Raw genomic sequence first — 25,203 nt, forward strand, 5'->3', positions numbered from 1 at the left:
GGTGAACACATCTCTCTGGACGCGATCGACCGCAAGCTGCTGGAGCTGGTGCAGGCCGATGCCACCACGCCGCTGGCGCAGCTGGCCGAGGCGGTGGGCTTGTCCAACACGCCGTGCTGGCGGCGGCTGCAGCGGCTGAAGGAGGCGGGCGTGATCACCCGCCAGGTGACGCTGCTGGACCCGGAGAAGATCAACGTCGGCGTGACGGTGATCGTCAGCATCCGCACCGCGGTGCACACCGAAGAATGGTTCGAGCGCTTTCGCGCCACCTGCGAGGCGATCCCCGAGGTGGTGGAGTTCTACCGCATGAGCGGCGACGTGGACTACCTGCTGCGCGTGGTGGTGCCCGACATCAAGGCCTACGACGCTGTGTACAAGCGCCTGATCGCCGGCACCCACCTGCACGACGTGAGCTCCAGCTTTGCGATGGAGCAGCTCAAGTACACCACCTGCCTGCCGCTGAAGTACGCCAACTGAAGTACGCCGACTGATCCTCAGGCCGGCAGCGGTTCGGCCCCCACCCCCACCGGTGCCACCGCACGCGGCCACAGCGCCAGGCCGCCGGCCAGGCTCCAGGCGTTGGCATGGCCCAGCCGGCGCAGCGCGCGGGCGGCCTGCGCGCTGCGGTTGCCGCTGCGGCAGTAGAAGATCACCGGCGTGCCGGCCGGCAGCCGCAGCCAGCGCGGCAGCGCATTGAGCAGCTCGGGCAGCGGCACCTGCTCGGCGCTGGCGCCGGCCCCGGGCAGCCGCAGGCCGCCCATCTGCTGCTCGGTGGCTTCGCGCACGTCTACCAGCACCGGTGCGGGCGCCGCCCCCATCAGCGCCAGCAAGCGGTCGGCCGGCAGGCCCACCGGTTCGCTCGGCGGGCAGCCGTCCACCCGCGCGCCGCAGGCCAGGGTCTGGTAGGGCGTGGGTGCCAAGTCGCGCTCGATCTGGGCCTTGCGCGTGACAAAGGCTTCGTCGCTCAGCGTGCCGTCCAGCACGCCGCGCAGCAGCGGCTGCACGCGCAGCTCGCCGGCCAGCGTGCAGGCCTGCTGGTCGTCGTCGTCATGGCCGGGCAGCAGCAGGGTGTGGCGGCCGACCGCTTGATCGAGCATGCGCAGCGAGGCGGCATAGGCCATCGCATCGCTCTGCGCAAGGTCGCTGCGGCCCAGCGCGCCGGGCAGCACCGTGTCACCCACGAAGGCGCAGCGCAGGCCCCCCTCGGCGTCACGCAGCAGGTAGGCCGTGGCATCCAGCGTGTGGCCTGGCACCGCCAGCCGGGTGAGGTTCATCGCGCCCAGGTGGATACGCTGCACATCGGCCGGCCAGCCCAGCGGATCGGCCGGCGCCTCGCCCGGTTGCTGCATGTCCAGCGCCTCGCGCAGCAGGCGGGCCGACGACGCATGGTCGCCATGGCTGTGGGTGTCCAGCACCGCCACCACCTTCAGGTCGCGGCATTGCACCCAGCGCAGCAGCTCGTCGGTCAGTTCAGGCAGCGGGTCGATCACCAGGCACTGGCGGCTGGCGGCATCGGCCACCAGGTAGCAGCAGGCCCCCTCCACCACGAAGCGGTTGAGCAGCGGCGGCGCAGCGCGCCCGGGTGCCAAGGCCGGCAGCGCGCCATGGGCGCGCAACGCCTGGCCGCAGGCGCGGATGCGGGCGCAGGCTTCGTCGATGGCGGCGGCGCTTTCGGCGGCGCCGAAGGACAGGCGCACCGCCGAGGCGGCCTGCGCCGCCGGCACGCCCATGGCGCACAGCACCGGGCTGGGCTCGGGCGTGCCGGCGCTGCAGGCGGAGCCGCCGCTCATGCGCAGGCCGGCTGCATCGAACACGTCCAGCAACTGGCGCGAAGGCACGCCCGGCACCGAGAAGTTCAGTGTGGTGGGCAGGCAGGCCGCAGGGGGCGCGTTGAACACCAGGCCGGGCAGCGCCTCGCCCAGCGCGGCCATGAGCCGCGCGCGGTAGTCGGCCAGCGTGGCGGCGTCGCAGAAGGCCTCGCCCTGCTCCAGCGCGCGCAGCACCGCGCCCAGCGCGGCGATGCCGGGCATGTTCTCGGTGCCGGCACGCAGCGCCGATTCCTGGCCGCCACCGGCCTGCAGCGGCGTGAAGGGTGCGCCCTCGCGCACGTACAGCAGGCCGGTGCCCTTGGGTGCATGCAGCTTGTGGCCGGAGAACGGCGCATAGTCGATGCGCCGCTCCGCCAGCCGCAACGGCAGCTTGCCCAACGCCTGCACCCCGTCCACCAGCCACAGCGCGGCGCTGCCTTGCAGCACGGCAGCGATGCCGTCGAGGTCGCTGATGACGCCGGTTTCGTTGTTGGCGGCCATGGTGCACACCAGTGCGGCCGTGGGCGCCTGCGCCTTCAGCCAGGCCAGGTCGTGGCGGCCATCTGACCCCACCGGAATGGCGCGTATCGGCCAGTCCAGCCCCAGCACCGTGCACCAGTGCTGCAGCGCCTGCGGCACGGCCTTGTGTTCGGTGGCGCCATACAGCAGCTGCGGGCGCACCACCGCACCCGGGCGCAGCGCCGCCCGCGCATGCACCAGGGCCGACAGCACCGCCGTCTGGATGCCTTCGGTCGCGCCGCTGGTGAACACGATGCGCCCGCTGCCCACACCCAGCACCCGGCGGGCGGCGCCCCGCGCCTCGTCCAGGATGGCGCGGGCCTTCAGGCCGGCGATGTGGGTGCTGCTGGGGTTGCCGAAGTCGGCGGCCATGGCGGCCAGCGCGGCCTGGCGGGCCTGCGGCAGCACGGCGGTGGTGGCGTTGGCGTCGAGGTTGATTTCCATGCCGCCATTGTCGAAACCAGGGGGCGCAGGCGGGTTGCGTTGTTGCTGCTGAATCGCCGCGTTAGGAGAAACCTATTCCTGCAAGCACCGACCCTGCAAAAATCCATTCCTTCAGTTTCTGAGGCCTACTGTGGGCTTCCGCCACCTCCGCGCATCCATGTCCAGCTTCACCGCCATCGGCACCCAGCACTACCCGGCCCTGCAGGCCCAGGTCACCGTCTACCAGCATGCGGCCAGCGGCGCGCGGCATGTGCACATCGCCACCTATGACGAGGACCGTGCCTTCCTCATCGCGTTTCCCACGCTGCCCCTGGTGGGCGACGGCCGCGCCCACGTGCTGGAACACCTGCTGCTGTGCGGCTCACGGCGCTACCCGGTGCGCGACCCGTTCTTCTCGATGATGAGCCGGTCGCTGTCCACCTTCATGAACGCGATGACCTACCCGGACCGCACGGTCTACCCGTTCTCCACGCCCGACCGCACCGACTACTTCAACCTGATGGACGTCTATCTGGACGCCACCTTCTTCCCGCGGCTGGACCCGCTGGACTTCCGCCAGGAAGCCTGGCGCCCGGTGCTGGAGGGCGGCCAGCTGCAGCTGCAGGGCGTGGTGCTCAACGAGATGAAGGGCAACTACGCCGACCCCGGCCGCCACCTGTACCTGGGCCTGAACCGCGAGCTGCTGCCCGGCAGCACCTATGCGGTGGACTCGGGCGGCGACCCGCTGCAGATCCCAGGGCTGACGCATGCCGACCTGGTGGCCTTCCATGCCGAGCACTACCACCCATCGCAGGCGGTGTTCATGACCTGGGGCGACATGGACCCGGCCGAGGTGCAGCAGCGCATCGAACGGCAGGTGCTGTCGGCCTTTGCCGATCGCCGCGCGCCCATTCCCGCGCCCACGGTGCAGCCCTGGAGCGGCCTGCGCGAGGTGGTGATCGACGTGCCCGCCACGCCGGCCTCGCAGCACGACCACCGGCTGCAGATGGCCTGGCGCCTGGGCAGCGAGGCCGACCTGGACGCGGTGATGCGCGCGCGCCTCTTGGAAACCGTGCTGCTGGCGCAAGGCGGCGGCATGCTGCGCGAAGCGATTGAGGCGGCCGGCTTCGGCCGCCTGTCGGACCACACCGGCCTGGACGCCTCCACCACCGAGATCCTGCTGCACGTGGGCATGGCGGGACTGGAACCTGCGCAGCTGGCCGATGCCCGCCGCCTGATCACCCGGACGCTCGAGATCGCGGCCGCCACGCCGCTGCCGCCCGAGCTGCTGCAGGCCGGCGTGCGCGAGCTGCGCTTTGCCGAGCGGCGCAACGTCAAGGGCGTGCAGCGCTTGATCGGCCTGGCCCAGGCCGCCGTGCGCCACCAAGACCTGCTGGCGGTGCTGGACACCGACGCCGCGCTGGCGCGGCTGGAGCAGGCCATCACCGAGCCCGGCTTCGTGCAGCGGCAGATCCAGGCCCTGCTGGGTCCGCTGCCCACGCTGGTGGCCCACATCCGGCCCGAGCTGCAGTTCCTGGCCCGCCGCGACGAAGCGGCCGAGCGCTTCACGCAAGACTGGCAGGCCCGCATGACGGCGGACGAGCGCGCCACCATCGAAGCCGACAGCGCCCGCCTGGCCAGCCACCAGAACGCCGAACAACCCGACCTGGACGCGGTGATGCCGCGCATCCAACCCGCCGACGTGGAGCGGCAGGCGCGGCCGCTGCTGCCGCTGGCCCCGGCGGTGTGGCAAGACCATGCGCTCTCGCTGCCCACCAACGGGCTCAGCCATGGGCTGGTCAAGTTCGACCTCAGCGCCGCGCCCGAGGCCGACTGGCCCTGGCTGGACCTGCTGGCCGAGCTGCTGCCGCAGCTGGGCGCCAACGGCATGAGCCACCAGGCCGCCGCCACCTGGCGTCGGCTGCGGGTGGCGCAGATGCGGCTGCAGGCCAGTGCGCTGCAGGTCATCGACGGCAGCGCGCGGCTGGAAGTCACGCTGCAGATCGATGCACTGCGTGAAGAACAGGCCGGCATCCCCGAGGTGGCGGCGGCCTGGCTGCAGGCGCCCGACTTCGACGACACCGAGCGCCTGCGCTACCTGTTGCAGGAGCGGCTGCAGTCGCGCCTGGCCAACCTGGCCGACGAGGCGCCGCAACTGGCCATGGCCGAAGCCCGCGCGCAGGCCCAGGCCAGCGCCCGCATCGAGCGGGCGGTGCACGGCCTGCCTTCGCTGGCCTTCGAAGGGCAGCTGCAGCAGGCACTGGCGCAGCCTGAAGGCCTGCAGCCGGTGCAGGCCGCGCTGCGCCGCGTGCATGCGCTGCTGCTGCGCAGCCCGCGGGTGCTGCTGTGCGCTGGCATCGAGGGTGATGCCGCCCGCCTGCTGGACGGCCTGAGCACCTGCCTGGGCCCGGCGCCCACCGCGGCCGCCCCCGCAGCCACCCCCGCCACAACCCTGGGCGGCCAGCCGGCGCCCGGCCAGGTGACCCAGGGCGTGCTGGCCCCGGCGCAGGTGAACCACTGCAGCGCGCTGTGGTCGGTGCCTGCGCTGGGCCATGCCGACGCGCCTGCGCTGGCCGTGCTGGCCCAGCTGCTGCAGCAACAGCTGCTGCACCCGCTGCTGCGTGAACAAGGCGGTGCCTATGGCGCCCATGCCGCCTACGACGCCGCCGGCGGCGTGTTCCTGTGCGCCAGCATGTCCGACCCGCGGCTGGCCGCCACCTTCGCCGACATGCAGACGGCGCTGGACGAACTGCAGACGCGCGAGTTCACGCCGGTGATGCTGGACGAAGCCATCCTCAGCGTCATCAAGCGGCTGGACCCGCCGGTGCGTGGCCTGGCCCAGCTGGCCAAGGCCTGGCATGCCGGCCGCGCCGGCGTCACCGATGCGCAGCGCGCCGCCTTCCGCCTGGGTGTGCTGGGCTGCAGCCTGGACGACCTGCGCCGCGTGGCCCGCCAGCACCTGCCGTGGTCGGCGGCCCACCGCGCCGCCGCTCTGGGCTGGCCCGACCAGGACAGCGCCGGCCTGCAGGTGCTGGACCTGATGCAGCGGGCCCGCGAGGCCGGCCTGGCCACGGCCTGAACGGCTTTGAAGCCGGCCCCTGCCGCGGGGCCGGCCGGCCTGCATTAACCTCGCCCGTACCCTTGCCCGTACCCCCGCACCACCGCAGCACTTTCCTGACCATGGACACACGCAGCTCCATCCATCGCGCCCGCATCCAGGACGCGCAAGCCGCCCTCGCCCGCCACCAGCTGGCCGCGGTGCTGGTGCCTTCCGCCGACCCGCACCTCTCGGAATACCTGCCCGAACGCTGGCAGGGCCGGCAGTGGCTGTCGGGCTTCACAGGCTCCATGGGCACGCTGGTGGTCACCCGCGACCAGGCGGCGCTGTTTGCCGACAGCCGCTACTGGGTGCAGGCCGAAGCGCAGCTGGCCGGCAGCGGCATCGAGCTGGTCAAGATCGCCACCGGCGGCTCCACCGCGCACGTTGATTGGCTGGCCCGCGCCTGCCAGGCTGGCGACACCGTGGGCGTGGACGGCAACGTGCTGGGTCTGGGCGCCGCGCAGCAGTTGCGCAGCGTGCTGCAGGCCGCCGGCGTGCAGCTGCGCACCGACGTCGATCTGCTGCAGGAGCTGTGGCCCGACCGCCCCGGCCTGCCCGCCGCGCCGGTGTATGAACATGTCGCCCCGCATGCCACGCTGCCGCGCAGCGCCAAGCTGGCCCTGGTGCGAGAGGCCATGGCCCGCCACGGCGCCACGCACCACCTCATCTCCACCGTCGACGACGTGGCCTGGCTGCTGAACCTGCGCGGCGCCGACGTGGACTACAACCCGGTGTTCCTGGCCCATGTGCTGCTGGCGCCCGCAGGTGCCACGCTCTTCATCGCCGAAGGCAAGCTGAGCCCGGCGCTGGCCGCCACGCTGCAGGCCGACGGCGTGGCCGTGGCGCCTTATGACCAGGCCGCCGCGGCCCTGGCCGCGGTGCCGGCCGATGCCCGGCTGCTGCTGGACCCGCGCCGCACCACGCTGGGCGCGCGCGAGCGGCTGGCCTGCGCGGTGGTGGAAGCCATCAACCCCAGCACGCTGGCCAAGAGCCGCAAGACCGAGGCCGAAGCCGCCCACATCCGCCAGGCCATGGCCGAAGACGGCGCGGCAATGTGCGCCTTCTATGCCCGCTTCGAGGCCGCGCTGGCCCGCGGCGAGCGGCTGACCGAACTGACGGTGGACGAATGGCTGGCCGAAGAGCGTGCCCAGCGGCCCGGCTGCATCGGCCCCAGCTTTGCCACCATCGCCGGCGTCAATGCCAATGGCGCGATGCCGCACTACCGCGCGCTGCCCGAATCGCATGCGGTGATCGAAGGCGACGGCCTGCTGCTGATCGATTCCGGCGGCCAGTACCTGGGCGGCACCACCGACATCACCCGCGTCTGGGCCATCGGCCAGGTGACGGCCGAGCAAAAACGCGACTACACCCTGGTGCTCAAGGGCACGATGGCGCTGAGCCGCACCCGTTTTCCGCGCGGCACGCCGGGCCCGATGCTGGACGCCATCGCCCGTGCGCCGCTGTGGGCCGAGGGCCTGGACTACGGCCACGGCACCGGCCACGGCGTGGGCTACTTCCTCAACGTGCATGAAGGCCCGCAGACCATCGCCAAGGCCGTGCCCGACGCGAACATGGCGATGGAGCCCGGCATGGTCACCAGCATCGAGCCGGGGCTGTACCGGCCGGGCCAATGGGGCATCCGCATCGAGAACCTGGTGCTCAACGTGCCCGCGCCGGCCGCCGGGTTCGGCGAGTTCCTCGACTTCGAGACGCTGACGCTGTGCCCCATCGACACCAGCTGCATCGACCTGGCGCTGCTGCGCGAGGACGAATGCGCCTGGCTGAACCACTACCACGCCACCGTGCGCGAGCGGCTGCTGCCGCTGGTGCAGGGCGAGGCGCGTGACTGGCTGCTGCGGCGCACGGAGCCCGTGAGAATGCCGTGAGGATTGGGCAGCAGCCGCTGCCTAAGCTGGGGCTCTGACGGTTTTTCCACCGATGGAGTTGCCCATGTCCTTCCCCCTCCCCTCCCTGCGCCGGCTCGGCGCGACGGCGCCGCTGGCCCTGGCCACCACCTTGCTGCTGGCCGGCGCTGCCGCGCAGGCCCAGGTGCGCCAGGTCACCATCAGCGTGCAGAACCTGGCCGCCAGCGACGGCACCGTCGTCGCGCCGCTGAACTTCGGCTTCGGCAGCGGCGCGTTCGACGGCTTCGACCTGGGCCAGGTGGCTTCACCCGCCATCCAGCGTGTGGCCGAGCTGGGCTCGGGCTCGCTGTGGTTGCCGGCCTTCACCGCGGCCGACCCGGGCGCCACCGTGGGCACCATCGGCAGCTCGCCGCTGCTGCCAGGGCTGTCGGCCAGCACCACGGTCAGCGTGAACACCGCGCTCAACCCGTACTTCAGCTACGCGGCCATGGTGGTGCCCAGCAACGACTTCTTCCTGGGCAACGATTCGCCCACCGCGTACCGGATGTTCAATGCCGATGGCAGCCTGGCCATCACCAGCATCAGCGTGCGCGCCCGCGACCTCTGGGACGCCGGCACCGAGGTGTTCGACCCCGCAGCCGCAGCCTTCGTCGGCAATGCCGCGCTGCGGGGCGACCAGCAGTCGGTGGTGGCACACAACTTCGCCGAGTTCGCGGCCTTCAACGGCCTGACCACCGCCGCCGGCTACACCTTCCGCAGCGGGTTGGCGGCCGACACCGAGCTCTACCGCATCAGCTTCGTGGCGGCGCCGGTGCCCGAGCCCGCCAGCCTGGCGCTGATGCTGGCCGGCCTGGGCGCGGTGGGTTGGTTGGCGGCACGTCGACGTTCGCTGTAAGGCGGCGCGCGCGGCAGCGACTGAGCGGGGGTGTTCCACCCCTGCCGGTGCCGGCCCTCCGGCCCGGCCAGCCGCCATGACCACGCTGCCCGCCCCTCACCCTCTGCCGCCGCGGCGCCTGCTGGTGGTGGAAGACGACCCCGACATCGCCGCCCTGCTGCACCAGCACCTGGCCGGGCTGCCGGCGCAGGTGACGCTGGCGCACGACGGCCGGCAGGGCCTGGGCCTGGCGATGAGCCGCGGGCCCTGGGACGCGATGGTGCTGGACCTGGGCCTGCCCGGCCTGAACGGCTGGGACGTCTGCCGCGAGATCCGCGCCCAGGCGGGCGACCTGCCCATCCTGATGCTCAGCGCGCGGGCGACGGAAGCCGACCGCATCCAGGGCCTGGACCTGGGCGCCGATGATTACGTGACCAAGCCCTTCAGCCTGCAGGAGCTGACGGCGCGGCTGCGCGCGTTGATGCGCCGCTCTGCAGCACGGGGCGCCCACGGCGGCACCGCTGACACCCCCTCCACCCTCGAAGCTGGCGCCTTGCGCATGGACCATCCGCAGCGCCAGGCCTGGCTGGCCGGGCGCGTGCTGCCGCTGACCCCGCGTGAGTTTGACCTGCTCTGGCACTTCGCCCGCCACCCCGGCCGCGTCTTCACCCGCGACCAGCTGCTGGACAGCGTCTGGGGCGGCGCGCACGACGGCTACGACCACACGGTCAATGCGCACATCAACCGGCTGCGCAGCAAGCTGGGTGACAACCGCCGGGACGGCGGCTTCATCCGCACCGTGTGGGGCGTGGGCTACCGCTTCGAGGCGCCGTGACCCGCTGGCCCCTGCACCTGCGCCTGGCGCTGGCCATGGGCCTGGTGATGGCCGGCCTGGCGCTGGCGCTGCTGGCGGTGGTACACGCAGGCAACGGCCGAGCGGCGCAGGAGACGGCCCAGCGCATGAACCTGGGCCTGGCGGCCTACATCGGCCAGCACCTGCCGGCGCCGCTGCTGGATGACCAGGGCCAGGTGCAGCAGCCGGTGGTGAATCTGCTGGCCAGCCATGTCATGGCCATCAATCCGGCAGTGGAGGTGTACCTGCTGGGGCCTGATGGCCAGGTGCGCGCGCACGCATTGGGGGTGCCCACCACCGACGACCCGCTGGGCCGGCGGGTGGACGTGCAGGCCGTGGCCGCGCTGCTGGCGGTTGGCGGGCAGGCCGCCGCGCTGCCCGTGCTGGGCGACGACCCGCGCCGGCCCGGCCAGCGAGTGCCGGTGTCGGTGGCGCCGCTGCCGGCACCTGGCGAAGGCTATCTGTACGTGGTGCTCCAGGGCCAGGCCCAACGCAGCGTGGCCGCCCAGGTGGCGCCGTCACTGGCCGGGCGTGAACTGGCCGCCGCCTTCGCCCTGGTGGCCGTGTGCGCCGCGCTGGTGGCCTACGTGCTGCTGCATGCGCTCACACGGCCGCTGCGGCGGCTGGCCACCCAGGTGCAGGACATCCGCACCGACGGCACGCCGGGCCAGGAAGCCCCCAACGAAGTGGCCATGCTGGAAGCGGCGGTGGCTGCCCTCACCCGCCGGGTCGACGCCCAGTTCCAGCAGCTGCAGCAGGCCGACCAGCGCCGCCGCGATCTGGTCAGCGGCCTGTCGCACGACCTGCGCACGCCGCTGGCAGCCCTGCGCGGCCAGCTGGAAAGCCTGCTGATCGAAGACCCTGCGACGGGCACCCCGGACCGCACGGCGCGCCTGCACACCGCGCTGCGCCAGAGCGAGCGGCTGCGCCGGCTGATCGACCAGCTGTTCGAGCTGGCGCGGTTGGACGACCCGCAAGTGCAGCCGCGCTGCGAAGCCTTCTGCCTGGCCGAGCTGCTGCAGGACGTGGTGCAAGGCCTGCAGCCGGTGGCCCGGGCCCGGGGCGTGGCCCTGGCGCTGGCCGCCGAGAGCCATGGTCCGGCGCCCGTGTGGGCCGACCTGGGGCTGGTGGAGCGGCTGCTGCAGAACCTGCTGGACAACGCGCTGCGCTGCACGCCGCCCGGCGGCCAGGTGACCCTGGGGCTGCAGGCCGACGGCGCGCGCCAGCGCGTCAGCGTGACCGACACCGGTGGCGGCATCGCCCCCGATGACCTGCCCCGCATCTTCGAGCGCCATTGGCGCGGCAGCGGCCCGCAGGCCGGCAGCGCCGGGCTGGGGCTGGCCATCGTGCGCCGCATCCTCGACCTGCATGGCAGCCACGTGGCGGTGCGCTCGCAACCTGGCGTGGGCACCTGCATCGAGTTCGACCTGCCCACGCGGGCCTAGGCGACAGGCCTGGAGGACCGCGCTTCAGTCGTTCAGCGGCGGCGCCGGCGGAAAGTCCACCGGCACTTGCGTGGTGGCATGCAGGTAGTTGGTGATGATCTTGTCGCCGATGGCCACGATGGTGTCCACCAGGTTCTCCTGCGTCCAGCCGGCTGCGAAGAAGGCCTGCAGCAGCCCGGGGTCGGCCTGGCCGCGGCGGGTGGCGATGTCGTGCACCAGTCGCGCCAGCGCATCCAGCCGCGCATCGAAGCTGGCACGCCCGGCACGGATCTCCAGCAGCTGGCCGGGCTGCAAGCCCACCATGCCGCCGATGACGGTGTGCGCCGCCAGGCAGTACTCGCAGCGGTTCACCTGGCTCACCACCAGGTTGACCACCTCGCGCGCCTTCGGCGACAGGCTGCTGCGCGCCTTCTGCAGCGCGAGGTAGCTGGCCAGTGCATGCTCGGACAGCGCCAGCGTGGCGTACAGGTTGGGCACCTTGCCCAGGCCCTTCTCCAGTTGGTCGAACAAGGCCTGGTTGGCGGGCGACACCTGGTCGCGGGTGGGCACTTGGAAGGTGTTCATCAGGGCTGCTCCAAACGGTGTGTTGACAGCCCTCACTGTGATTGATGCCCCAGGTTCACACTAGCCATCCGCCAGGCCTAACATCCAGTCCATTCAGGCATGAGTGAGGCAGGCCCATGGACAGGCTGACGGCGATGCAGACCTTCGTGCGCGTGGTGGAAAGCGGCAGCTTCACCGCCGTGGCGCGCGAGATGCACAGCACCCAGAGCGCCGTCAGCAAGCAGGTGGCCGCGCTGGAGCGGCAGCTGGGCGCGCGGCTGCTGAGCCGCAGCACGCGGTCGCTGGCGCTGACCGAAGAAGGCGAGCGCTACTTCGAGCAGGCCCGCCGCCTGGTGGCCGAGATCGCCGAGGCCGAAGCCAGCCTGCGCCGCGGCGAGCAGCAGCTCACCGGCTGGCTGCGGGTGGCCGCTTCGGTGGGCTTTGGCCGGCTGCGCGTGCTGCCGCTGGTGCAGCAGTTCATGGCGCAGCACCCGGGCGTGCGCATCGACCTGCGACTGCACGACGGCTTCATCGACCTGGTGGAGCACGGCATCGACCTGGCGGTGCGCATCGGCGAGCTGGCCGACAGCAGCCTGGTGGCCCGCCGCGTGGCCACCAGCCGGCGCGCGGTGCTGGTCAGCCGCCGCTACCTGCAGTCGCTGCCACGGGCGCTGCGCACGCCGCGCACGCCCGAAGACCTGCAGCAGCTGGACTGCATCGTCTACACCGAGCTGGCCACCGGCAATGCCTGGCGCTTCATCGCGGGGCCTGGTGCGCCGGTGGCCGCGGGCACCGAGGTGACGCTGCGCGCGCAAGGCAGCTTCCAGACCAACAGCACCGAAGCCGTTCGCGCCGCGGTGCTGGCCGGCATGGGCATCGGCTACGTGCCCACCTGGCTGCTGGCCGAAGAACTGGCCACTGGCGAGGTGCGCCAACTGCTGCCGCACTGGGCCGCGCCCGCGCTGCCGCTGCACCTGGTCAGCCCCGCGCAGCGGCGGCAGTCGGCCAAGGTGCGGGCCTTCTCCGACCACCTGGCGGCGGCGTGGGCGGAGTGAGGCAGGGTCAGGCGCCTGCCGGCGCGCTGCCCGCCACGCGCCGGGCCAACGCCGACGGCCGCGCCTGCAGGAAGCGGCGCAGCAGCGCAGGGTAGTCAGGCCGCACCGCCTGCACCACCGAGGGCCGCGACGCCAGCGCCTGCCGCCAGGCGCCCACGCGCGGCAGCGCAGGCCAGCGCACGAACTCGCCCAGGTCGTCCAGCACGTCGAAGTAGCGGAACACCGGGCCGAACACCGCATCCACCATCGTGAAGGCCGTGCCGCCGAAGTACGGCCCGTCGCCCAGCACCGACTCCAGCTGGGTGAAGCGGGCTGTCAGCTCATCGGCGCGGGCCTGCAGCGCCGCTTCGTCAGGCGCGTTGTAGAGGCCACCGATCAGGTTCAGCACCGCGGAGCCGAACTCCATCCACGAGCGGTGCTGCGCGCGCTGCAGTGCATCGTGCGGATGCAGCGCAGGCGCGTGCGTCTCGTCCAGGTATTCGCAGATCACCGCCGACTCGAACACCGGCTGGCCGTGCACCAGCAGCACAGGTGTCTTGCCGAGGGGCGACACCTGCAGGAACCAGTCGGGCTTGTGCGCCAGGTCGATGTCGCGCCGCTCGAAGGGCACGCCCTTTTCGGCGAGCACGATGGCCGCGCGCTGCACATAGGGGCACAAGGCATGGGACACCAGCACCAGGGGTGCGGCAGGTGAAGCAGAAGTCATGTCGGTCAAGCAGTAAGGACAGGCGGCCACTGTAGGATTGCACAAACGAAACCGGAATAGACGCGCATGCAACGGCCGATTGCAGCCACGCAATACAAGCTGAGCCCTGCCGACCTGCAGCTGCTGCTGGCCCTGGCCCGTGGCGGCACGTTGGCCGCCGCCGGCGATCGGCTCGGCCTGGACGCCTCCACCGTGTTCCGTTCGCTGCAGCGCATCGAGCGGGGGCTCGGCCGCCCGCTGTTCGAGCGCAGCCGCAGCGGCTACCTGCCCACCGAGATGGCCGCCACGCTCACCGAGCATGCCGAGCAACTGGAAACGGCGATGGAGGCCGCGCGCGCCGCGGTGGAAGCCGCGCCCTCGCCGGTCTCGGGCAGCGTGCGCATCACCACCACCGACGCGGTGCTGCACGGCCTGGTGGCACCGGCGCTGCAGGACCTGGCGCGCGTGCATCCGCTGCTGAGCTTCGAACTGCACACCGGCAACGAGCTGGCCAGCCTGACCCGGCGCGATGCCGACATCGCGGTGCGGGCCACGCAGCGCCCGCCGGAGCACCTGGTGGGCAAGCCGCTGGGGCCGATCCAGGTGGCGGTGTATGGGCCCCGCCGTCGCGGCGCACCTAATTGGGCGCAGGCCGAGGCCGGCAGCGCCGACTGGATTGCGCCCGACGATGCGCTGCCCGAGCATCCTTCGGTGCGCTGGCGGCAGCGGCACCTGCCCAAGCTGGTGCCGCGCTACCGCGTCAACAGCATCCTCTCGGTGCTGGAGCTGGTGGCCCTCGGCCTGGGCGTCGGCATCCTGCCGATGTTCCTGGCCGAAGGCCGGCGCGAGTTGCGGCGGCTCACCGAGCCGCTGCCCGAGGCGCAGACCACGCTGTGGCTGCTGACGCACCCGCGCTCGCGCCACCTGCGCCGGGTGAGCCTGGTGTACGGCCACCTGGCCGAGCAGCTGCAGCTGCCTAGTGGCTGATCATCCACGGCCGCTTGGTGGGAAAGGCCTTCTGGCCCTGCGCTCCCGTCACCGTCGCGCTGCGGCGGCCACCGGCGCTGCAGCAGCCGCAGCCCGCCGGGTGCTTCAGGCGCGCATAGTCGCCTGATCGCTTCGGCTCATGCCGCGCCCGCTCGTTGGTGGCCAGCGCGGTGCGCAGCACCGGGTCCATGTCGGCGATGCGGGCTGCCGCCAGCCAGGTGCGCGGCGCCGCCGCGCCGCAGTTCGGGCAGGCCTGCGGCTGCTCGCGGTCGGCGATGCGGCGCAGCGCCTCGAACGGGCCGCACTGGTCGCAGCGGTAGTCGTAGGTCGGCATGCTGGTTGGCCTACAGGTCGGGCGACAGCGGCATGTCGATGCTGCCGTCCAGGTGCTTGACCGGCCCCGCCGCGCTGGGGTTGATGTCGAAGTCGAAGATCTGCGTGGGCAGCCACAGCGTGGCGCAGGCGTTGGGCACGTCCACCACGCCGCTGATGTGGCCCTGCACCGGCGCCGTGCCCAGGATGCTGTAGGCCTGCGCGCCCGAGTAGCCGAACTTCTTCAGGTACTCGATCGCGTTCAGGCAGGCCTGGCGGTAGGCCACCTGCACGTCCAGGTAGTACTGCTTGCCCTGCTCGTCCACCGAGATGCCTTCGAAGATCAGGTAGTCGTTGTAGGTGGGCGTGATCGGGCTGGGCTTGAAGATCGGGTTCTTGATGCCGTACTTGGCCATGCCGCCCTTGATCAGCGACACCCGCATGTGCACCCAGCCGGCCATCTCGATGGCGCCGCAGAAGGTGATCTCGCCATCGCCCTGGCTGAAGTGCAGGTCGCCCACCGACAGTCCGGCGCCGTCCACGTACACGGGGAAGAACACCTTGCTGCCACGCGACAGGTCCTTGATGTCGCAGTTGCCGCCATGCTCACGCGGCGGCACGGTGCGGGCGCCTTCGGCCGCCACCTTCGCGGCCGCATCGCCCTTGAGCTGGCCCAGGTGGGCGGTGCCGGCAAAGGGCGGGTTGGCCAGGCCGGGCACGCGGTTGGGGTCGGTGGCGATCAAGCCCGTCTCGCGCGCGTTCCACTTCTCCAGCATCGGCTTGTCGGGCAGGCAGCCGATCAGGCCGGGGTGGATCAGGCCGGCGTACTGCACGCCCGGCACATGGCGCGAGCTGGTGAACATGCCGTGGAAGTCCCAGATCGACTTCTGCGCCTGCGGGAAGTGCTCCGTCAAAAAGCCGCCGCCGTTGTTCTTGCTGAAAAAGCCGTTGAAGCCCCACAGGCTGTCGGGCTTGGCGCCGATGTCCAGCAGGTCCACCACCAGCAAGTCGCCGGGCTCGGCGCCCTTCACGCCCACCGGACCCGACAGGTAGTGCACCGTGCTCAGGTCGATGTCGCGCACGTCGTCGGCGCTGTCGTTGTTCTTGATGTAGCCGCCGGTCCAGTCGTAGGTTTCCAGCACGAAGTCGTCGCCGGGGTTCACCCAGCAGGCCATCGGGATGTCGGGGTGCCAGCGGTTGTGCACCTTCTCGTTGCTGGGTGCGGGCTGGTTCAGGTCCACCTTGATCAGGGTCTCGGGCATGTGTCGCTCCTCTTGGTTTACACCGACAAAAACTGCTTGATGCGCTCGGCGTCGATGCCGGCGCGGGGGCTCTCGTGCACCAGCCGGCCGCCTTCGATGACGAACAGCCGGTCGGCCACGTCCAGCGCAAAGCTCAGCACCTGCTCGCTCACCACGATGGTGATTTCACGCAGCTTGCGGATCTCGTTCAGCGCGCGGGCGATGTCCTTGATGATGGAAGGCTGGATGCCCTCGGTGGGCTCATCGAGCAGCAGCACCTTGGGGTTGGTGACCAGCGCGCGGGCGATGGCCAGCTGCTGCTGCTGCCCGCCGGACAGGTTGCCGCCCTTGCGGTGGCGCATCTCGAACAGCACCGGAAACAGCGCGTAGATCTCGTCGGGGATGCGCTGGCTGGCGGCGTTCTCCAGACCGGTGCGGATGTTTTCGGTGACGGTGAGCGTGGGAAAGATCATCCGGCCCTGCGGCACGTAGGCGATGCCCTTGGCCACGCGCTGGTAGCTCTCCAGCTTGGTCACGTCCTGGCCGTCCACCTCGATGCTGCCGCTGCGCGCAGGCAGGATGCCGATCAGGCTCTTGAACAGCGTGGTCTTGCCCATGCCGTTGCGGCCCATGATGGCCACCGTCTCGTTGCGCTTGGCCGAGAAGTCGATGCCGTGCAGCGCCTCGCTCTGGCCGTAGGCCACGTGCAGGTTGTGTACGTTCAGCATGCGGCGCTCCTTCAGTGGCCCAGGTACACGTCGATCACCTTGGGGTCGTTCTGCACCTGGTCCATCGACCCCTCGGCCAGGATGCGGCCCTGGTGCATCACCGTCACCTTGTGGGCGATGCGCTTGACGAAGTCCATGTCGTGCTCGATGACGATGACCGAGCGCCCCTTGCAGATGCGCTGCAGCAGGTCGGCGGTCAGCTCACGCTCGCGCACGCTCATGCCGGCGATGGGCTCGTCCAGCATCAGCAGCTCGGGCTCCTGCATCAGCAACATGCCGATCTCCAGCCACTGCTTCTGACCATGGCTCAGCAGCCCGGCTTCGGTGTCCAGCGCATCGCCCAGGCCGATCTCGTCGGCCACGGCCTGCACGCGGTCCTTCACCTCGCTGTCGCAGCGGAAGGCCAGCGCGCCGAACACGCTGCGCCCCCGCGGAAAGCTCACCTCCAGGTTCTTGAAGACCGACAGGTTCTCGTAGATGGAAGGCGTCTGGAACTTGCGGCCGATGCCCGCCCGCACGATGCGGTGCTCGGCCATGCGGGTCATCTCCTGGTTCTTGAACTTGATGCTGCCGTGGCTGGCGCGGGTCTTGCCGCAGATCAGGTCCAGCAGCGTGGTCTTGCCCGCGCCATTGGGGCCGATGATCACGCGCAGCTCGTTGCGGTCCACGTACAGCGTCAGCCCGTTGATGGCCTTGAAGCCGTCGAACGAGACGGTGAGGTCTTCCACCGCCAGCGCGAAGTCGGTGTTGCTCATGCCGCTGCTCCTTCGGCCGCGCCACGCTCACGCGGCAGCGGCTTGGGTGGGGTCACGGGTTCGGTGTTGACCGCCGGGGCAACCACGACCGGTGCAGGCGCTTTCTTGCGCCCCGCCCAGGCCTTCAAGCGCGGTGCCACCTTGTCGTTCCACACGCCGGCCAGGCCATCGGGGAAGGCCAGCACCACGCCCAGGAACAGTGCGGCCATCATGAACAGCCACAGGTCGGGGAAGCTTTCGGAGAAGTAGGTCTTGCCGTAGTTCACCAGCAGCGCGCCGTACACCGCGCCCACCAGCGACATGCGCCCGCCCACCGCGGCGAAGATCACCATCTCGATCGACGGCACGATGCCCACCAGGCTGGGCGACATGAAGCCCACCTGCAGCGTGAACATCGCCCCGCCCACCGCCGACAGCAGCGCCGACAGGCAGAACACGAACACCCGGAAGTTGGCCACGTCGTAGCCCGAGAAGCGCACCCGGTCTTCCTTGTCGCGCATGGCCAGCAGCAGCGTGCCCAGCTTGCTCTTCTGCACCCAGGTGCACAGCACGATGGCCGCCAGCAGCAGCGCCACGCACACGAAGTACAGCGTCCACTTGGCGCTGTCGGTGCGGGTGTCCCAGCCGGCCAGGGTCTTCAGGTCGGTCATGCCGTTGACGCCGCCGGTGTAGCCCTGCTGGCCGATGATCAGCACCGTGAGGATCAGCGCCACCGCCTGCGTGATGATGGCGAAGTACACCCCGCCCACCCGGCGCTTGAACATCGCAAAGCCGATGATCCAGGCCAGCAGCGTGGGCACGCCCAGCATCAGCAGCAGCGTCAGCGGCAGGCTGTGGAAGGGCTGCCACCAGGCGGGCAGCGCGGTCACCTGGTTCCAGTCCATGAAGTCGGGGATGCCCGGCGTGCTCTGGATCTTGGTGGACTCGGGGTCGCTGGCTTCCAGCTTCAGGAACATGGCCATGCCGTAGCCGCCCAGCCCGAAGAACACCCCCTGCCCCAGGCTGAGCACGCCGCCCCAGCCCCACAGCATCACCAGCCCCAGCGCCACGAAGGCGTAGCTCAGGTACTTGCCCACCAGGTTGATGCGGAACAGGTCCAGCGTCAGCGGAAACACCACCAGCAGCAGCACCGCCAGCAGCAGCACGCTGCCCAGCCCGTGGCGGGCCATGAAGAGACGGGCTGCGTTCATTTGCGCACCTTCACGGCAAACAGGCCCTGCGGCCGGAACATCAGGATGACCACGATGGCCGACAGCGTCAGCACCTTGGCCATGGAGCCGGTCATGAAGAACTCGGAGATGGACTGCGTCTGCGCGATGCCGAAGGCCGAGACCACGGTGCCGAACAGGCTGGCCGCACCGCCGAAGGTCACCACCAGGAAGGCGTCGACGATGTACAGCGAGCCCGAGGTGGGCCCGGTGGAGCCGATGGTGGTGAAGGCCGCGCCCGCCACGCCGGCGATGCCGCAGCCGATGGCAAAGGTCAGCCGGTCGGTGCGCCGGGTGTTGATGCCGGTGGCATTGGCCATCGGCCGGTTGGCCACCGTGGCCCGCACCCGCAGGCCCCAGCGCGACTTGTACAGCGCGATCAGCACGCCGCAGGTCACCGCCACCGTCAGCGCCATCACGAACAGGCCGTTGATCGGGATGTCCAGCCCCTCGGCCGGTGCCCAGCTGCCCATCAGCCAGTCGGGCAGCGTGGGGCTGACTTCCTTGGCGCCGAAGGTGGAGCGGAACACCTGCTGCATGGCCAGCGACAGGCCCCAGGTGGCCAGCAGCGTGTCCAGCGGCCGGCGGTACAGGTGGCGGATGACCGCCCACTCCACCGCCCAGCCCGCCGCGAAGGCCAACCCGAAGGCCAGCACGATGGCGAACGGGAAGTAGGCCTGCACCAGCCCGGGCGCATGGGTTTCGGCCAGGTGCGAAGCCAGGTAGATGGTGTAGGCGCCGATGGTCATGAACTCGCCATGCGCCATGTTGATCACGCCCATCTGCCCGAAGATGATGGCCAGGCCCAGCCCCATCAGCAGCAGCACCGAGAACAGGCTGAGGCCGGCAAAGCCCTGCATCAGCCCGATGTTCCACATCTCGGACAAGCTCATGTCAGCCCCCCGGCGCTTTACTTGTAGCCTTCGGGGAACGGGTTCGGCTCGATCAGCGCCGGCGACTCGGCCACCACCTTGAACTGGCCGTCCTTCTGCGCCTGGCCGATGCGCGTCTTGCTCCACAGGTGGTGGTTGGGGTGCAGCTTCACATAGCCTTCGGGCGCGGTCTTCAGCTCGATGTCGGACGAGGCGGCGGCCACCTTGTCGACGTCGAAGCTGCCGGCCTTTTCCACCGTGGCCTTCCACAGCCAGGGGCCCAGGTAGGCGGCCTGGGTCACGTCGCCGATCACCGCGTCCTTGCCGTACTTGGCCTTGAAGGCCTCGACGAACTTCTTGTTGTTCTCGTTGTCCAGGCTCTGGAAGTACTTCATCGACGAGTAGAAGCCCGCGATGTTCTCGCCGCCGATGCCCAGCACCTCGTCCTCGGTCACCGAGATGGTGAGCAGGAACTGCTTGTCCGCCGTCACGCCCGCGGCCTTGAGCTGCTTGTAGAAGGCCACGTTGGAGCCACCCACCACCGCCGCGAAGATCACGTCGGGCTTGGCCACCTTGATCTTGTTGATCAGCGAGTTGAAGTTGGTGTGGCCCAGCGGGTAGTACTCCTCGCCCACCACCTTGGTCTTGAGCACGTTCTCGATGTGCTTGCGGCCGATCTTCATCGAGGTGCGCGGCCAGATGTAGTCCGAGCCCACCAGGAAGTAGGTCTTGGCACCCTTGGTCTTCTGCGCCCAGTCCAGGCCCCACAGAATCTGCTGGGTGGCTTCCTGGCCGGTGTAGATGACGTTCTTGCTCTGCTCCAGGCCTTCGTAGAAGGTGGGGTAATACAGCATGCCGTTCTCCTTCTCGAAGATCGGCAGCACCGCCTTGCGCGAGGCGCTGGTCCAGCAGCCGAACACGGCGGCCACGCGGTCGTTGACCAGCAGCTTCTTGCTCTTCTCGGCAAAGGTGGGCCAGTCGCTGGCGCCGTCCTCCTTGATCACCTTGATCTTGCGGCCCAGCACGCCGCCCATCGCGTTGATCTGGTCGATGGCCAGCTGCTCGGCCTGGATGGAGCCGGTCTCGCTGATGGCCATGGTGCCGGTAGCGCTGTGCAGCTGGCCCACCGTCACCTCGGTGTCGGTGACGGCCAGCTTGCTGGTGTTGACCTTGGCGGTGGGGTACTGCTGGGCCCAGGCCCCGCCGGCCAGGCCGGCCAGCGGCAGCGCGGCAGCGCCCTGCAGCAGGCGCCGGCGGCGCAGCGATTCGAGCATCCGGGCGGTGTCACGGGCTTGGTCAGACATGGTTTCCTCCTGCGGGGTTGGGCTGATCGGTGTCGATGGCGGCCATGTTCCCGGCGCAGGCTACGCACGCGAATACGTCATTCAACGTAGCCCGGCGCTGCAGGCACGGTGGCCGCCGGGGCGCCCGCGGTGCCACAGTTGGGGGCGCCGGGCGCGGTTCGCTTCTTGCAAGCGCCCACGCGCCTTGCCGGCACGGAGTAACCCCCTTGGCACAGCCCACGCAGAAGATCTTCCGCATCCGCCGCGACTACAACAGCTGGGTCGCCGACGAGACGCTGGAGGACTACGCGCTGCGCTACACGCCCAGCACCTTCCGCAAGTGGAGCGAGTTCCGCGTCGCCAACACCGCCTTCGGCGCCACCTCCTTCCTGGCGCTGGAGGCCATCGGCGCCGCCATCGCGCTGAGCTACGGCTTCCAGAACGCGCTGTGGGCCATCCTGGTGGTGGGGCTGGTCACCTTCCTCACCGGCCTGCCCATCAGCTACTACGCGGCCCGCTACGGCGTCGACATGGACCTGCTGACCCGCGGCGCCGGCTTCGGCTACCTGGGCTCCACCGTCACCTCGCTCATCTACGCCACCTTCACCTTCATCTTCTTCGCGCTGGAGGCGGCCATCCTGGCCCATGCGCTGCAGCTGTACTTCGACTGGCCGCTGCTGCTGTGCTACCTGCTGTCTTCGCTGCTCATCGTGCCGCTGGTGATGCACGGCATCACCCTCATCTCGCGCCTGCAGTGGTGGACGCAGCCGATCTGGATCGTGCTGTTCGTGCTGCCCTTCATCGCCATCGCGCTCAAGCAGCCGCAGCTGTATGCGCAGTTCACCGGGCTGGCGGGCCGGGTGTCGGGCAGCGCCGGCTTCGACGGCGTGATGTTCGGCGCCGCCACCACGGTGGCCTTCAGCCTGGTGGTGCAGATCGGCGAGCAGGTGGACTACCTGCGCTTCCTGCCCAAGAAGACGCATGCCAACCGCGGGCGCTGGTGGGCCGCGGTGCTGGTGGCCGGGCCGGGATGGATCGTGCCCGGCATGCTCAAGATGCTGGGCGGTGCCTTCCTGGCCTTCGTCGCGCTGCAGCACCAGGTGGCCACCGAGAAGGTGGGCGACCCCACGCAGATGTACATCGCCGGCTTCGGCTACGTGTTCGACCACCCCGAGTGGGTGCTGCTGGCCACGGTGCTGTTCGTCATCGTGGCGCAGGTCAAGATCAACCTCACCAACGCCTATGCCGGCTCGCTGGCCTGGAGCAACTTCTTCGCGCGGCTCACGCACAGCCACCCCGGGCGCGTGGTGTGGCTGGTGTTCAACGTGCTCATCGCCGTGCTGCTGATGACGCTGGGCGTGTTCGAGGCGCTGGAACGCGTGCTGGGCCTGTACAGCAACGTGGCCATCGCCTGGGTGGGCGCGCTGGTGGCCGACCTGGTGATCAACAAGCCCATGGGCTGGAGCCCGCGCGGCATCGAGTTCCGCCGCGCCTACCTCTACGACATCAACCCGGTGGGCCTGGGCGCCACGCTGGCCGCGGCGGCGCTGGCGGTGGCCGCGTATGCGGGCCTGTTCGGGCCGGTGGCGGGCGCCTTCTCGCCCTTCATCGCGCTGGCCGCGGCCATGCTGCTGTCGCCCGCACTGGCCTGGTGGACGCAGGGCCGCTGGTACATCGCCCGCCGCAATGCCCAGGCCTGGGCGCCGGGGCAGACCGTGACCTGCTCGGTGTGCGAGAACAAGTTCGAGGCCGAGGACATGGCCCACTGCCCCGCGTACGAAGCGCCCATCTGCAGCCTGTGCTGCACGCTGGAATCGCGCTGCCACGACCGGTGCAAGACGGGCGCCCGCGCTTCGGAACAAGTGGGCCGGGCGCTGTCGGCCCTGCTGCCGCGCCACGTGGCGGTGCACAGCCACCGGCGGGTGGCGCAGTACCTGGGCGTGGCGCTGTCGCTGGTGGCGCTGCTGGCCACCATCCTGGGCGTGGTGTACGACCAGGAAACCGTGGTGGGCGCTGCCAATGCGCAGGCGCTGCGTGCACCGCTGCTCAAGGTGTTTGCGCTGCTGTCACTGGTGGTGGCGGTGGCGGCCTGGTGGATCGTGCTGGCCAGTGAAAGCCGGCGCATGGCGCAGGACGAGTCCAACCGCCAGAACCAGCTGCTGACGCGTGAGATCGAGGCGCACAAGCGCACCGACGCCGCGCTGCAGGCCGCGAAAGACCTGGCCGAAGCCGCCAACCAGGCCAAGACGCGTTACGTGGCCGGCATCACCCATGAGCTGCGCACGCCGCTCAACAGCATCCTGGGCTATGCGCAGATCCTGCTGAAGGACGAACGCATCCAGGGCGCGCGCCGCGCCTCGGTGGACACCATCCACCGCAGCGGCGAGCACCTGCGCGGGTTGATCGAAGGCCTGCTCGACCTGGCCCGCATCGAAGCCGGCCGCCTGCGGCTGGACCCGGCGCCCATGGCCATGCACGAGTTCCTGGACGACCTGGTGCGCATGGTGCAGCCGCAGGCCGAGGCCAAGGGCCTGGCCTTTGCGGTGCAAACCAGCGGCCGCGTGCCGGCCTACGTGAAGGCCGATGCCAAGCGGCTGCGGCAGATCCTCATCAACCTGCTGGGCAATGCGGTGCGCTTCACCGACCAGGGCGGCGTGACGCTGCGGCTGGATTACCGGCGCGAGGTGGTGCGCTTCGAGGTCATCGACACCGGCATCGGCATCGCCGCCGAAGACCAGGAACGCATCTTCATGCCTTTCGAGCGTGGCAGCGCCGGCCGCCGCACCGGCGAGCCCGGCACCGGCCTGGGCCTGACCATCACCCACCTGCTCACCCAGCTGATGGGCGGCGAGCTGACGCTGCGCAGCCAGCCCGGCCAGGGCAGCACCTTCACCGTGCGGCTTTACCTGCGCGAGATCGGCGAGCCCGCGGTGGCGCGGCCCACGCACCGGCCCGTCAGCGGCTACTTCGGCGCGCGGCGCACGCTTCTGGTGGTGGACGACCAGCCCACCCACCGGCAGATGCTGGCCGGCATGCTGATGCCGCTGGGCTTTCGCATCCGCGAGGCGGCCAGCGGCCGTGAATGCATCGAGAGCGTGCAGGAGCACCTGCCCGACGCGGTGCTGCTGGACCTGACCATGGACGGCATGGACGGCTGGCAGACCGCGCTGGCGCTGCGCGCCGCGGGCTTTGCCACGCTGCCCATCATCATCGTCTCGGCCAATGCCTTCGAGAACCAGGCCGACCGCCTGGCCGCAGCGCAGTGCCAGGGCTTCGTCGACAAGCCCGTGATGGAGTCGGAGCTGCTGGCCCAGCTGCAAAAGCACCTGCAGATCGAATGGCTGGCCGAGCTGGCACTGCCGCACTGGGCCGCCGGCGGCCTGCCCGCGCCCACCGCGGTGCCGGGCATGCCGGCGCTGCCGCCCGGCGTGCTGGGCGAGCTGCTGCGCGACGCGCGCCTGGGCCATGTGCACGGCCTGCAGCGCACGCTGGACAACGCGCTGCGCAGCCACCCCGACTGCGCGCTGGAAATCGCCCGCCTGCGCCAGGCGGTGGACCGCTACGAGCTGGACGCCCTGGCCGACGAACTGGCCGGCCAGCTGCGCACCGAAACCGACGATGACGACGAACTGCAAGAGGAGCCTGTGCGATGAGTGCGCGTGATCCGATGAATTTAGGCCGCATCGTCCTCGTGGTGGACGATGCCCCGCAGTCGCTCGGCCCCTTGGTGGCCGCGCTGGAAGACGACGGCTACACCGTGCTGGTGGCCCGCGACGGCGCGCAGGCGCTGGAACGGCTGGGCCTGGTGGTGCCCGACGCCATCCTGCTGGACGCGGTGATGCCCGGGCTCTCTGGCTTCGAGACCTGCCGCCGCGTCAAGGCCGACCCGGCGCTGTCGCACATCCCGGTGATCTTCATGACCGGGCTGTCGGAGACCACGCACATCGTCGAAGGCTTCGACAGCGGCGGTGTCGATTACGTGGTCAAGCCGCTGCAGGCGCCCGAGGTGCTGGCCCGCCTGGCCACCCACGTGCGCAACGCCCGCAGCGTGCGGCTGGCCCGTGAGGCGGTGGACGTGGCCGGCTTCGGCGTGCTGGTGCTGGACAACCAGGGCCGCATGGCCTGGCGATCGCCGCAGGCCGCCGCCTGGCTGCGGGCGCTGTTCCCGGATGAAGGCGCCGCCCGCCTGACCGAGATGCTGCAGGCCCTGGCCGCGCCGGCCATCGGCACCCACGAGTGCGTGGCGCCCGATGGCCGGGTGCTGACGGTGCAGCCGCTGGGCCCGGCCGGCCTGGGTGAACGCATGCTGCTGCTGCAGCTGCGCGCCGCCACCGCCGAGCCGCCCACCCGCCTGCGCATGGCCGCCCTGACCCCGCGCGAGGCCGAAGTGCTGAGCTGGGTGGCCAAGGGCAAGACCAACCGCGACGTGGCCGAGATCCTGGGCATGAGCCCGCGCACCGTGAACAAGCATCTCGAGCATGTGTTCGAGAAGCTGGGCGTGGAAACTCGCGCCGCTGCCGCCGCGCTGGCCAGCCGCGGCGGGGTGTGAAGGCGCCCCAAGCGCCCGGGCAGCCGCATGCGCATCGGGACTTACGCGCAGCCGCCGCACGCCCGGCCCGGCTGCGCGCACTAAGCCGCGCCGGCCGC

The 25,203-nt window shown here is 70.6% G+C and carries 20 protein-coding genes; 10 read left to right on the forward strand and 10 right to left on the reverse strand.

Annotated features, from left to right (window positions below; translation table 11 throughout):
- Positions 1 to 15 precede the first annotated feature (15 nt).
- Entirely contained in the window at positions 16 to 477 is a 462-nt protein-coding gene (locus MW290_RS14045) for an Lrp/AsnC family transcriptional regulator (RefSeq protein WP_310740116.1), read from the forward strand.
- 17 nt (positions 478 to 494) lie between these two features.
- Here the strand turns inward: MW290_RS14045 and MW290_RS14050 are convergent, their stop codons facing one another.
- Positions 495 to 2,771: an aminotransferase class V-fold PLP-dependent enzyme gene (locus MW290_RS14050; protein ID WP_250195274.1), complete on the reverse strand. Its 2,277-nt coding sequence runs from the start codon at positions 2,769 to 2,771 to the stop codon at positions 495 to 497.
- A gap of 157 nt (positions 2,772 to 2,928) precedes the next feature.
- Between MW290_RS14050 and MW290_RS14055 the strand changes: the two genes are divergently transcribed.
- The 5 genes from MW290_RS14055 to MW290_RS14075 all read left to right on the forward strand — a co-directional run bounded on the left by MW290_RS14055 (position 2,929) and on the right by MW290_RS14075 (position 10,887).
- Positions 2,929 to 5,829: an insulinase family protein gene (locus MW290_RS14055; RefSeq protein ID WP_250195275.1), complete on the forward strand. Its 2,901-nt coding sequence runs from the start codon at positions 2,929 to 2,931 to the stop codon at positions 5,827 to 5,829.
- Between the two features lie 101 nt (positions 5,830 to 5,930).
- Positions 5,931 to 7,736, forward strand: coding sequence for an aminopeptidase P family protein (locus MW290_RS14060; RefSeq protein ID WP_250195276.1), 1,806 nt, complete (start codon positions 5,931 to 5,933; stop codon positions 7,734 to 7,736).
- A 64-nt stretch (positions 7,737 to 7,800) separates the two neighbouring features.
- A complete protein-coding gene (locus tag MW290_RS14065) occupies positions 7,801 to 8,610 on the forward strand; it encodes a spondin domain-containing protein (protein ID WP_250195277.1) in 810 nt (269 codons plus the stop codon).
- Positions 8,611 to 8,686: 76 nt separating this feature from the next.
- Positions 8,687 to 9,424, forward strand: a complete 738-nt coding sequence (locus MW290_RS14070) for a response regulator transcription factor (RefSeq protein WP_250195278.1) — start codon at positions 8,687 to 8,689, stop codon at positions 9,422 to 9,424.
- A complete protein-coding gene (locus MW290_RS14075; RefSeq protein ID WP_250195279.1) occupies positions 9,421 to 10,887 on the forward strand; it encodes a sensor histidine kinase in 1,467 nt (488 codons plus the stop codon). The genes MW290_RS14070 and MW290_RS14075 overlap by 4 nt, the downstream gene beginning before the upstream one ends.
- Positions 10,888 to 10,911: 24 nt before the next feature.
- Here the strand turns inward: MW290_RS14075 and MW290_RS14080 are convergent, their stop codons facing one another.
- Positions 10,912 to 11,451 (reverse strand): carboxymuconolactone decarboxylase family protein, encoded by a 540-nt coding sequence (locus tag MW290_RS14080; protein WP_250195280.1) that lies wholly within the window; start codon positions 11,449 to 11,451, stop codon positions 10,912 to 10,914.
- A 116-nt stretch (positions 11,452 to 11,567) separates the two neighbouring features.
- Between MW290_RS14080 and MW290_RS14085 the strand changes: the two genes are divergently transcribed.
- Positions 11,568 to 12,485 carry a LysR family transcriptional regulator gene (locus MW290_RS14085; RefSeq protein ID WP_250195281.1) on the forward strand — a complete coding sequence of 306 codons (918 nt, stop codon included), beginning with the start codon at positions 11,568 to 11,570 and terminating at the stop codon, positions 12,483 to 12,485.
- Between the two features lie 7 nt (positions 12,486 to 12,492).
- Here the strand turns inward: MW290_RS14085 and MW290_RS14090 are convergent, their stop codons facing one another.
- Positions 12,493 to 13,191: a glutathione S-transferase family protein gene (locus MW290_RS14090; RefSeq protein WP_250195282.1), complete on the reverse strand. Its 699-nt coding sequence runs from the start codon at positions 13,189 to 13,191 to the stop codon at positions 12,493 to 12,495.
- 66 nt (positions 13,192 to 13,257) lie between these two features.
- Between MW290_RS14090 and MW290_RS14095 the strand changes: the two genes are divergently transcribed.
- Positions 13,258 to 14,157 (forward strand): LysR family transcriptional regulator, encoded by a 900-nt coding sequence (locus MW290_RS14095; RefSeq protein WP_250195283.1) that lies wholly within the window; start codon positions 13,258 to 13,260, stop codon positions 14,155 to 14,157.
- On the opposite strand, the gene MW290_RS14100 is transcribed toward MW290_RS14095, so the two are convergent.
- From MW290_RS14100 to urtA, 7 genes are read right to left on the reverse strand one after another with little or no spacing between them, the layout of a single operon-like run.
- Positions 14,147 to 14,491, reverse strand: coding sequence for an FmdB family zinc ribbon protein (locus tag MW290_RS14100; RefSeq protein ID WP_250195284.1), 345 nt, complete (start codon positions 14,489 to 14,491; stop codon positions 14,147 to 14,149). The two genes, MW290_RS14095 and MW290_RS14100, sit on opposite strands and share 11 nt — an antisense overlap.
- Positions 14,492 to 14,501: 10 nt before the next feature.
- Positions 14,502 to 15,731: a formamidase gene (gene fmdA, locus MW290_RS14105; RefSeq protein ID WP_250195285.1), complete on the reverse strand. Its 1,230-nt coding sequence runs from the start codon at positions 15,729 to 15,731 to the stop codon at positions 14,502 to 14,504.
- A gap of 17 nt (positions 15,732 to 15,748) precedes the next feature.
- Complete coding sequence (gene urtE / locus MW290_RS14110) at positions 15,749 to 16,438, reverse strand: urea ABC transporter ATP-binding subunit UrtE (protein ID WP_250195286.1); 690 nt, start codon at positions 16,436 to 16,438, stop codon at positions 15,749 to 15,751.
- Positions 16,439 to 16,449: 11 nt separating this feature from the next.
- Positions 16,450 to 17,193 (reverse strand): urea ABC transporter ATP-binding protein UrtD, encoded by a 744-nt coding sequence (urtD, locus tag MW290_RS14115; protein WP_250195287.1) that lies wholly within the window; start codon positions 17,191 to 17,193, stop codon positions 16,450 to 16,452.
- On the reverse strand, positions 17,190 to 18,383 hold the full coding sequence (gene urtC / locus MW290_RS14120) for an urea ABC transporter permease subunit UrtC (protein ID WP_250195288.1): 1,194 nt from the start codon (positions 18,381 to 18,383) through the stop codon (positions 17,190 to 17,192). The genes urtD and urtC overlap by 4 nt, the downstream gene beginning before the upstream one ends.
- Positions 18,380 to 19,294, reverse strand: coding sequence for an urea ABC transporter permease subunit UrtB (urtB, locus tag MW290_RS14125; RefSeq protein ID WP_250195289.1), 915 nt, complete (start codon positions 19,292 to 19,294; stop codon positions 18,380 to 18,382). Before urtB ends, urtC begins: the two co-directional genes overlap by 4 nt.
- Positions 19,295 to 19,311: 17 nt before the next feature.
- Positions 19,312 to 20,577 (reverse strand): urea ABC transporter substrate-binding protein, encoded by a 1,266-nt coding sequence (gene urtA / locus MW290_RS14130; RefSeq protein ID WP_250195290.1) that lies wholly within the window; start codon positions 20,575 to 20,577, stop codon positions 19,312 to 19,314.
- Positions 20,578 to 20,783: 206 nt separating this feature from the next.
- Between urtA and MW290_RS14135 the strand changes: the two genes are divergently transcribed.
- Positions 20,784 to 24,209: a hybrid sensor histidine kinase/response regulator gene (locus tag MW290_RS14135; RefSeq protein WP_250195291.1), complete on the forward strand. Its 3,426-nt coding sequence runs from the start codon at positions 20,784 to 20,786 to the stop codon at positions 24,207 to 24,209.
- Entirely contained in the window at positions 24,206 to 25,105 is a 900-nt protein-coding gene (locus MW290_RS14140; protein ID WP_250195292.1) for a response regulator transcription factor, read from the forward strand. Before MW290_RS14135 ends, MW290_RS14140 begins: the two co-directional genes overlap by 4 nt.
- The last annotated feature ends 98 nt before the right edge of the window (positions 25,106 to 25,203 follow it).

This window comes from Aquincola tertiaricarbonis (assembly GCF_023573145.1).
In the GTDB taxonomy this organism is placed as follows: Bacteria; Pseudomonadota; Gammaproteobacteria; order Burkholderiales; family Burkholderiaceae_C; genus Aquincola; species Aquincola tertiaricarbonis_B.